The 9,464-nt window shown below is 74.4% G+C and carries 7 protein-coding genes and 2 pseudogenes; 6 read left to right on the top strand and 3 right to left on the bottom strand.

Annotated elements, in window-relative coordinates; all coding sequences use genetic code 11:
* A pseudogene (locus tag ACJOT3_RS28275) lies at nucleotides 1-278 on the bottom strand (aminotransferase class V-fold PLP-dependent enzyme); the annotation flags it as partial.
* A 136-nt stretch (nucleotides 279-414) separates the two neighbouring features.
* Entirely contained in the window at nucleotides 415-954 is a 540-nt protein-coding gene (locus ACJOT3_RS28270; RefSeq protein ID WP_406976170.1) for a MarR family winged helix-turn-helix transcriptional regulator, read from the bottom strand.
* Nucleotides 955-1,352: 398 nt separating this feature from the next.
* On the opposite strand from ACJOT3_RS28270, the gene ACJOT3_RS28265 reads away from it, so the two are divergent.
* The 5 genes from ACJOT3_RS28265 (at nucleotide 1,353) to fahA (ending at nucleotide 7,685) form a co-directional block, all read left to right on the top strand.
* Complete coding sequence (locus ACJOT3_RS28265) at nucleotides 1,353-2,315, top strand: MBL fold metallo-hydrolase (RefSeq protein ID WP_406976169.1); 963 nt, start codon at nucleotides 1,353-1,355, stop codon at nucleotides 2,313-2,315.
* A 185-nt stretch (nucleotides 2,316-2,500) separates the two neighbouring features.
* Complete coding sequence (locus ACJOT3_RS28260) at nucleotides 2,501-4,183, top strand: FAD-dependent monooxygenase (protein WP_406976168.1); 1,683 nt, start codon at nucleotides 2,501-2,503, stop codon at nucleotides 4,181-4,183.
* Between the two features lie 57 nt (nucleotides 4,184-4,240).
* Nucleotides 4,241-5,446 carry a homogentisate 1,2-dioxygenase gene (locus tag ACJOT3_RS28255; RefSeq protein WP_406976167.1) on the top strand — a complete coding sequence of 402 codons (1,206 nt, stop codon included), beginning with the start codon at nucleotides 4,241-4,243 and terminating at the stop codon, nucleotides 5,444-5,446.
* Nucleotides 5,443-6,354: a hypothetical protein gene (locus tag ACJOT3_RS28250; RefSeq protein ID WP_406976166.1), complete on the top strand. Its 912-nt coding sequence runs from the start codon at nucleotides 5,443-5,445 to the stop codon at nucleotides 6,352-6,354. Before ACJOT3_RS28255 ends, ACJOT3_RS28250 begins: the two co-directional genes overlap by 4 nt.
* A gap of 116 nt (nucleotides 6,355-6,470) precedes the next feature.
* The gene (gene fahA, locus ACJOT3_RS28245; RefSeq protein ID WP_406976165.1) at nucleotides 6,471-7,685 is read left to right on the top strand and encodes a fumarylacetoacetase; all 1,215 of its coding nucleotides are present in this window, start codon (nucleotides 6,471-6,473) and stop codon (nucleotides 7,683-7,685) included.
* A 43-nt stretch (nucleotides 7,686-7,728) separates the two neighbouring features.
* On the opposite strand, the gene ACJOT3_RS28240 is transcribed toward fahA, so the two are convergent.
* Nucleotides 7,729-9,069, bottom strand: coding sequence for an MFS transporter (locus ACJOT3_RS28240; RefSeq protein WP_406976164.1), 1,341 nt, complete (start codon nucleotides 9,067-9,069; stop codon nucleotides 7,729-7,731).
* Nucleotides 9,070-9,281: 212 nt separating this feature from the next.
* Between ACJOT3_RS28240 and ACJOT3_RS28235 the strand changes: the two are divergent.
* Nucleotides 9,282-9,464 (top strand): annotated as a pseudogene (locus tag ACJOT3_RS28235) (hypothetical protein); the annotation flags it as partial.

Below are 9,464 nucleotides of genomic sequence, written 5' to 3'. Positions count from 1 at the left end.
GCGGCGACCGTCCCGACGAACTGGGCGGTGTAGGCGCCGATCGCGGTGTTCTGCACGGGCACGCCGAGCAGGCGGGCGTAGGAGGCGCGGGCGCGTTCGACACCCGGGTCGGCGTCGGCCGGGGAGAAGCGCCCCGCGGCCACGTCGTGGGTGTACCGCAGCACCGCGTCCAGGGCGGTGTCGGGGGTCAGGCCGTGGGTGGCCGTGTTGAGGTACACGGTCTCGGGGGAGAAGCGCCGTCGTGCGGCGTCGATACGGGCACGGGTGGAGTCGTCCATGCCCCCATGCTCTCCACGGCGGGGGACCGGGTTCAAGGGCCGGTCCGGTCGGGATTGGCCCTTGGCGCGGGGCGGTGCCGTGCGGGGCGGCGCGGGGTGGGCGCCGGGTGCGCGGGTGTTCGAGCGGCGTGCCGCCTCAGTTGCGGAACTTGGCCTGGGCGTCGGTGGACCCGGCCATGAGCTTGTTGAGCAGGCGGACCAGCTCGCGCTGCTCCTCGGGCTCCAGGGCCTCGGCCCAGGCGGACTCGCGGCGGTTGTGGGCGCGGAACCCGCCGAGGATGGCGCGGTAGCCCGCCTCGGTCAGGCTGAGCTGGAGGGCGCGGCGGTCGTGGGTGGCGCGCTCGCGCAGGATGAGTCCGTCGCGCTCCAGGGTGTTGAGCAGCGCGGACAGGGCGGCCCGGCTCATGCCGGAGATCTCGGCGGTGGTCTTGGCCTCCATCGGCCCGGCCAGCCAGAGCGCGAAGATCACCCGGAAACCGGGCCAGGTGAGCCCGCGCGGGCGGTGGACGCTGGATTCCAGGTCGTAGATGACCATGCTGGTGGCCCGGTTGAGGGTGAGCACCATGCGCATGGCGTCGGCGTTGACGGAGGGGAGTTCCTGCTCGGCCTTCTGCACCGCGTAGTCGACGAACGACCAGAAGGTGAGGTCACTGGGGGGTGCGGTGTCATTGGTCACGGGCCAAGCCTAATACCTGGGGTCCGAGTCGTGTTTACCGCTCTTTTCCTTTTCCGTGGCCGTGTTGTTCGACGGTGATGCGGCGTGAACGGAACGTGGTGGTCGTTCTTTTGCGGGTGATATCGGTGCTTTTCCTGTCTTCGCTCCCGGAGGAACGGTGACCCGCGGTGGGGCGGCGGTGACGGCGTGCGCCGCGGGGGAGGGATGGGAGTGCGGGGCAGGTCGGCGCCCCGCAGCCGGCGGCCCGAGGGCGTACAGTGTGACCTGTATCACCCATGGGATGGCTCTGCACCCCTTGGTCGGGTGACGCAGGGCACGTTATGGTCTGAATCATCAAATGTTTGATCATTATGGGGCGGCGGACGTCGCCCGAAGCGAGTGAAGGGGTCCCCACGACCATGGCAGCCAAGCCGTTCGCCTCGTCCGCCGACACCGAGGCCAAGGAGCAGACCCTGGAGGTCCTGGCCGACGGTGTCTACGCGCTCACCGCCGAAGGCGACCCCAACGTGGGCGCCATCGAGGGCGAGGACTTCCTCGTGGCGTTCGAGGCCCTGGCCACCCCCACCGCGGCCCGCGAGTGGCTGGCCAAGCTGCGCGAGCACACCGACAAGCCCATCCGCTACCTGGTGCTCTCGCACTACCACGCGGTCCGCGTCCTGGGCGCCAGCGCCTTCGACGCCGAGATCATCATCACCCACGAGAAGACCCACGAGCTGATCCGCGAGCGCGGCAAGGAGGACTGGGCCAGCGAGTTCGGCCGCATGCCCCGCCTGGCCAAGGACGCCGACTCCGTGCCCGGCCTGACCTGGCCCACCCAGACCTTCGCCGACCGCACCACCATCGACCTGGGCGGCGACCGCGGCGAACTCGTCCTGGAGTACTTCGGCCGCGGCCACACCGAGGGCGACATCGTCGCCTGGCTGCCCAAGCAGAAGATCCTCTTCGCCGGCGACCTCGTCGAGGCCCAGGCCGCCCTCTACACCGGCGACGCCTTCCACAAGGACTGGGCCGGGGCCACCCTGGACAAGGTCAAGGCCCTGGGCGCCGAGATGCTCGTCGGCGGGCGCGGCGCCGTCAGCCGCGGCCGCGACGAGGTCGACGCCGCCATCGAGCAGACCCGCAACTTCCTCGACGTGATGATCCGCGAGGTCGGCGGCGTCCACGAGCGCGGCGGCACCCTCAAGGAGGCCTTCGAGGCCACCCACGCCGCCCTGGCCGACGACTACGGCCACTGGCCGATCTTCGAGCACTGCCTGCCCTTCGACGTCTCCCGCCTGTGGGACGAGTTCTCCGGCATCGAGCGCCCCGTCATCTGGACGGCCGAGCGCGACCGCGAGGTCTGGGACCTCCTCCAGGCCTGAGCGGGCCGCCGGGGCCGAGCGAATCCCCGGGCCCGACCCCGACGGACAGGGCTGAGCCCCGCGACCTCGGGGAACCCTCCTCCAGGTGACCAGCGCGGCGCCCCGGCGGCGGACACCCCTCCGCCGCCGGGGCCGCGACCGACCATCCCCGCCCCGCGAGGGGCGCCGACGCCCAGGAGCCCGACATGCGACCTCCCGCTCCACGACCCCCCGCCGACACCTCCGCCGAGCCCGTCCTGGTCCTGGGCGCCGGCCCCGTCGGCCAGACCGCGGCCCTGCTGCTGGCCCGGCGCGGCGTCCCCGTCCGCATCGTCGACTCCCGGCCCGAGCGCGACGCCATCGGCTCCAAGGCCATCTGCCAGCAGCGCGACGTCCTGGACGTGTGGGACTGGGTGGGCGCCGGAGAGGTCGCCGCGGAAGGCCTGACCTGGGACACCGCCCGCACCTTCTACCGCGACAGCGAACTGTTCAGCGTCCGCCTCGCCGACCCGGGCGCCTCCCCCCTGCCGCCCTTCGTCAACATCTCCCAGTCCCGCACCGAGGAGATCCTGGACCGCCGCCTCGCCGAGGCCGGGGTGGCCGTCTCCTGGGACCACACCGTCATCGGCATCGAGCAGGACGGCACCGGCGTCACCGTCACCTGCGACACCCCCACCGGCCCGGTCCGCCTGCACGGCACCCACGCCCTGTCCTGCCTGGGCGCCCACGGCGGCGTCGTCCGCCGCGCCCTGGGCCTGGGGTTCGAGGGCACCAGCTTCGAGGACCGCTTCCTCATCTGCGACATCCGCGCAGACCTGGGCGACTGGGCGCGCGAGCGCCGCTTCTACTTCGACCCCGAGTGGAACCCCGGCCGCCAGGTGCTCATCCACCCCTGCCCCGACTCGGTGTTCCGCATCGACTGGCAGGTCCCCGCCGACTTCGACCTGGAGGCCGAGGAGACCAGCGGCCGCCTGGACGCCCGCATCCGCCGGATCATCGGGGAGAAGCCCTACGAGATCGTCTGGCACTCGGTGTACCGGTTCCACACCCGCGTGGTGGACCGCATGCGTTCGGGCCGCATCCTGCTCGTCGGCGACAACGCCCACCTGGTCGCGCCGTTCGGCGCCCGCGGCCTCAACTCCGGGGTCCAGGACGCCGAGAACGCCGCCTGGAAGATCGCCTACGTCCGCGCCGGGTGGGCGGACGAGGAGTTCCTGGAGACCTACCACACCGAGCGCCACGCCGCCGCGCTGGAGAACGCCGAGATCACCAGCGCCACCATGCGCTTCCTCGTCCCCCAGGACGAGGCCGAGCACACCACCCGGGTCACCGTCCTGGAGCAGGCCCTCACCGACGAGGCCGCCCGCGCCCGGGTCGACTCCGGGCGGCTGGCCGAACCCTTCTGGTACGTGGACTCCCCGCTCACCACCCCCAACGCCGGGCTCCCCTTCGGCGGCCGCCCGCCCCGCGGACGCGCCCCCAGGCCCTGCCCCGGTGTGATCGCCCCCGACGCCCCCGTCGAGCTTCCCGACGGCCTCTTCGACGGGGAGGCGCCCACCCGGCTGCGGACGCTGCTGCGCGAGGGCGTCACCCTGCTGCTGGGCCCCCTCCCGGAGGGCACCGACGCCGACGCCGCCCGCGACGGCGCCCTGGCCGCCGCCCGGCAGGCCACCGGCGCCCCCGTGGCCGCGTTCCACCTCGCCGACATCGACGCCACCGGCGCCCTCACCAAGGCCCTGGACGGCGACCCCGGGCAGGTGTGGGTGCTGCGCCCCGACGCCCACATCGCCGCCGTGGTCGACGCCGCCGACACCGGGGCCCTGGCCGCCGCCGTCCGCACCTGCCTGGGGCGGGCCGCCGCCCCCGAACGACCCGCGCCCGCGCTCTGACGCCTCCGCGCCCACCGACCGCACGACCACCGACGACGACCACCTGGAGGACATGCCATGGCCTACTACCGCCAGGTCGGCGAGGTGCCCCGCACCCGCCACACCCAGCACCGCACCCCCGAGGGCGGCCTGTACTACGAGGAGCTGATGGGGGAGGAGGGCTTCTCCTCCGACTCCTCGCTGCTCTACCACCGCGCGATCCCGTCGGCCATCGTCGACGCCGCCGAGTGGGAGGTCCCCGACCAGAGCCGCACCCGCAACGCGCCGATGGTGCCGCGCCACCTCAGGCTCCACTCGCTCTTCGACGACCAGGAGTGGAAGGCCGCCGACGTCGTCGAGTCGCGCCGCCTGGTCCTGGGCAACGACGACGTGCGCATCTCCTACGTGGTCGCCGGGGCGCCCTCGGAGCTGTACCGCAACGGCATCGGCGACGAATGCGTGTACGTGGAGTCCGGCAGCGCCCGCGTGGAGACCGTCTTCGGCCTGCTGGAGGTCGGCCGCGGCGACTACGTCATCCTGCCCCGGGCCACCACCCACCGCTGGGTGCCCACCGGCGAGGAGCCGCTGCGCGCCTACGTGGTCGAGGCCAACAGCCACATCGCCCCGCCCAAGCGGTACCTGTCCCGGTACGGGCAGCTGCTGGAGCACGCGCCCTACTGCGAGCGCGACCTGCGCGGGCCCTCCGAGCCGCTGCTGGCCGAGGGCGAGAACGTGGACGTGCTCATCAAGCACCGCGGCAACGGCCCCGGCGGCATCTCCGGCACCCGCTACACCTACCCCGCCCACCCGTTCGACGTGGTCGGCTGGGACGGGTGCCTGTACCCGTACGTGTTCAACATCGACGACTTCCAGCCCATCACCGGCCGGGTGCACCAGCCGCCGCCCGTCCACCAGGTGTTCGAGGGCCACAACTTCGTCATCTGCAACTTCGTGCCGCGCAAGGTGGACTACCACCCCGGGGCGATCCCCGTCCCCTACTACCACTCCAACGTGGACTCCGACGAGGTCATGTTCTACTGCGGGGGCGACTACGAGGCCCGCAAGGGCTCCGGGATCGGGCAGGGCTCCATCTCCCTGCACCCGGGCGGCCACTCCCACGGCCCCCAGCCCGGCGCCTACGAGCGCAGCATCGGCGCCGAGCGGTTCGACGAGCTCGCCGTCATGGTGGACACCTTCCGGCCGCTGGACCTGGGCGAGGGCGGGACCGCCTCCGACGACGGCACCTACGCCTGGACCTGGGCCGGGGGGAAGCGGGAATCTTGAGCGGCGCCGACGCTGTGCGGGGCGGGAGCGCGGACGCGGGCGGGGCCGGGGACGCCCTGTACCGCTCCCTGTTCGACGACGCCGCCCTGTTCCCGCCGGGCAACGCCCCCATGGGCGAGGCCCTGCCCGCCCACCGGGCGCACCGGGCCTCGTCCCGGGCCGCCTACGTGGGCCCCTTCCTGGTGTCCGACGCGCGCGTGGCCGAACTGCGCGCGGTGCTGTCCCGCGAGGAGGGCGACCACCCGCCCTTGGAGGTCGTGGTCACCGTCCCCGGCGGCGCCGACGGGGTCGCCCCCGCCGTCGAGGCGGTCCTGGCCGACCCCGCGCTGCGCCTGAGGGGCCTGGAGGTCGCGGCCCCGCCCGAGGGCGCCGCCGAGGTGGCCGCCGCGCTCGACGCCCACCTGCCCGACGGGTCGGGTCCGCACGAGCGCGTCGACGGCTACGTGGAGGTGTCTCGGCGGGACGGGCCCGAGGGGGTCCGCGCGGACCTGGCGGCGCTCGCCTCCGCCGGGCCGCGCGCCAAGTTCCGCACCGGCGGGCTGACGAAGGAGGCCCACCCCACCGAGGACGAGCTGGCCGCGTGCCTGTACGCCGCCGTCGACCTGGGGGTGCCCTTCAAGTGCACCGCCGGGCTGCACCACGCCGTCCGGCACACCACCGCCGAGGGGTTCGAGCAGCACGGGTTCCTCAACGTCCTGCTGGCCACCGACACGCTCATCAAGGGCGGGGGCGCCGCCGAGGCGGCCGCGGTCCTGGCCGAACGGGACGGCAGGGTCCTGGCCGCCCGGGCCTCGGGCCTGAGCGCCGGGGAGGCGGCCGCGGTCCGGGCCGGTTTCCGCTCCTTCGGCACGTGCAGCATCATCGAGCCGCTGGAGGACCTCATCGTCCTCGGGGCGCTCGGCCGCTGACCCGCGGACGAACGACCACCCCCGCGGCCGGACCGGCACCGAAGGTCCGGCCGCGGGGACGTACCCAGACACGCACCCGGAACGCATCCGGGCCGCACCCAGAAAGCGCACACCCCATGCCCGACAGCTGGATCGACCTGCCCCAGGACACCGAGTTCGGCCTGGCCACCCTGCCGTACGGGGTGTTCAGCGCCGAAGGCGACGGGACCACCCGCCTGGGCACCGCCATCGGCCCCCACGTCCTGGACCTGGGCGGTGCCGCGCGCGCCGTCGGCTCGCCCCACGCCGACCTGCTCGGCGCCCCGAACCTCGACGCGCTGCTGGCCGCTGGCCGCCCCGTGTGGGAGCGGGTCCGCGCCGACCTGGTGGACTGGCTCACCGACCCCGCCCACGAGGCCGCGGTGCGCCCCCACCTGGTGGACCGGGCGTCGGTGCGGCTGCACCTGCCGTTCACCGTCGCCGACTACGTCGACTTCTACGCCTCCGAGCACCACGCCACCAACGTCGGCCGGATCTTCCGCCCCGACCAGGCGCCGCTCACCCCCAACTGGAAGCACCTGCCCATCGGGTACCACGGCCGCTCCGGGACCATCGTGGTGTCGGACACCGACATCGTCCGCCCCACCGGGCAGCGCAAGCCGCCCACCGAGCCGGTGCCGGTCTTCGGGCCGTCGGCGCGGCTGGACATCGAGGCCGAGGTGGGCTTCGTGGTCGGCACGCCCAGCCCGATGGGCGGGCGGGTGGCGGTGGACGGCTTCGCCGACCACGTCTTCGGCGTGTTCCTGCTCAACGACTGGTCCTCGCGCGACCTCCAGGCCTGGGAGTACGTGCCGCTGGGCCCGTTCCTGGGCAAGTCGTTCGCCACGTCGGTCTCCCCGTGGGTGGTGCCGCTGGCCGCCTTGGAGTCGGCCCGGGTGGAGCAGCCCGCCCAGGACCCCGAGCCGCTGCCGTACCTGCGCGGAACGCAGCCCTGGGGCCTTGACCTGCGGCTGGAGGTGCGGCTCAACGGGCACGTGGTGTCGCGGCCGCCGTTCTCGCAGATGTACTGGACGGCGGCGCAGCAGCTCGCCCACATGACCGTCAACGGGGCGTCGCTGCGCACCGGCGACGTGTACGCCTCGGGCACGGTCAGCGGTCCCGAGGTGGAGCAGCGGGGCTGCTTCCTGGAGCTGACCTGGAGCGGCAAGGAGCCGCTGCGGCTGCCGGACGGCACCGAGCGCACCTTCCTGGAGGACGGGGACGAGGTCACCATCACGGCGACCGCGCCCGGCCCGGACGGGACCCTGGTCCACTTCGGCCGGGTGAGCGGGCGGATCCTGCCCGCCAGGTAGGCGTCGGGTAGGCGTCGGGCGGGGGCCTGTGGCCCCCGCCCTATCAGCCTTCGGAGGCGGTCTCGGGGATGCGCCGCCCCAGCACCCCGGCGGCCAGCGCCGCCACCACCAGGGCCAGGCCGGTCAGGGCCAGGCCCGTGGGCGGGTCGGCGGCCACCAACAGCGGCACCACCAGCATCCCCGCCGTCCCGCACAGGCGCACCACCATGTGGTGGGCCGACAGCACCGCCACGCGTTCGGCCATGGGGAAGCGGTCGGCGATGGACACCTGTAGGGTGACGCTCGCCCACGGCATCGCCGCCCCCGACAGGACCATGACCACCGCCAGCACCCCCACCGTGGGGGAGAGCCCCATGGCGGCCAGCAGCAGCCCGGCGACCGCCCACGCCGCGCAGAACACCGGCAGCCACGGACCGCGCGGGCGCAGGTTGCCCACCGCCAGGTTGCCCGCCACCGCGCCCACGGCCGCCAGCGCGGTCAGCGCCCCGTAGACGGCCATGCCCTCCTCGTGGACGGTGGTGAGCAGGATCGGCAGCCCCACGGCCGAGGCGGTGCCCGCCAGCTGCCCGGCACCGTTGAGCACCACCGCGACCGCCACCGACGGGTGGGAGCGCACCAGGATGCGCCATCCGGCGGCGGTGGCGCCGGGGTGCAGCGGGGGCGGCCGGGACGGCAGGGAACGCAGAGCGTGCCGGGACGGCGGTGGCGGGGAGCCGCCCGGCAGGGGCACCGCGCCGGAGTCGTACCGGCGCAGGGGAGCGCGGCCCAGTCCCGCGATCACCACCGCGCTCACCAGGAACCCCACGGCGGTCGCCCCGTAGAAGCCGACCTCGCTCACGACCAGCAGCAGCGCCCCGGCGGCCCCCGGGCCCAGGATCCGGGCCAGCCGGCCGGCCAGGTCCAGCAGCCCCATCAGCGGCCGCACCCGGTCGTCGTCCACCAGGGAGGGGGCCAGCGCGGGCAGCAGCGGCTCCAGCAGGGAGGACGCCGTCCCGACCAGGAGCGCCACCACCAGCAGCAGCACCACCCGCAGGTGCGCGGCGGCGTCCTCGGCCTGCGGCGTCGCGGAGCTCCGGGCCCAGGCGTCCAGCAGCGCCCAGGCCAGCGGCACCGCGGCCACGACCGCGGCGTACGCCAGCTGCACCAGGGCCAGCCGGCCCCAGGTGGCCAGGCGGGTCGTCAGCCGCCAGCCGAACGCGCCCATGAGGATGTAGGGGATCGACTCCAGGACCGCGACCAGGCCCATCAGGAAGGCCGACTCGGTGGCCTGCCACACCAGCCACATCACGGCCAGCGCGTACAGGCGGCCCCCCACCACGGCCAGGAGCTGCGCCGTCCACAGCGCGGCCACGCGCCTGTGCCGCAGCAACCGCAGGTAACCCACGCGCGTGCCTCCTGTGGTCGGTCCCGGGGGTCCGGGATCAGGGCCATGGGGCGGGCCCACTCCGGCGAATACCCGATACCCGGAGAAAAGCCCCGGATCCCCACTGTGGCCGAGGGGGTACGCGCACAGGTCGGTCACGGGCCGGTGCGCTGCCGGGGGGCGGGGGAGGACCGGCCGACACCACAGGGCCGGTGCCGGGGACGGGGGGACCGATGGCGCGCGGGGCGTTCGCCGACCACGACGCTGCGGGGAGGCGGTCGCTGTACCCGCCTGGCCGCCGGGGCGAGGCCGTGGTGCACGGCGGGGACATCCGGCGCCCGCCGGGCATCGCGGGCGACCGGCCCGTCGACACCCTGACGCGGGCCGCCGAGTACTACCGGGGCCCGGACCAGGCC

Source organism: Nocardiopsis protaetiae (assembly GCF_045446735.1).
Taxonomy (GTDB): Bacteria; Actinomycetota; Actinomycetes; order Streptosporangiales; family Streptosporangiaceae; genus Nocardiopsis; species Nocardiopsis protaetiae.
The sequence above is the reverse complement of the archived record's forward strand: the minus strand, read 5'-3'. Positions and strand labels throughout refer to the sequence as shown.

What these genes read in the sequence shown, in the direction of transcription:
- ACJOT3_RS28265 (WP_406976169.1), top strand. Translation starts at nt 1,353, where the DNA reads ATGGCAGCCAAGCCGTTCGCCTCGTCCGCCGACACCGAGGCCAAGGAG.
- ACJOT3_RS28260 (WP_406976168.1), top strand. Translation starts at nt 2,501, where the DNA reads ATGCGACCTCCCGCTCCACGACCCCCCGCCGACACCTCCGCCGAGCCC.
- ACJOT3_RS28255 (WP_406976167.1), top strand. Translation starts at nt 4,241, where the DNA reads ATGGCCTACTACCGCCAGGTCGGCGAGGTGCCCCGCACCCGCCACACC.
- fahA (WP_406976165.1), top strand. Translation starts at nt 6,471, where the DNA reads ATGCCCGACAGCTGGATCGACCTGCCCCAGGACACCGAGTTCGGCCTG.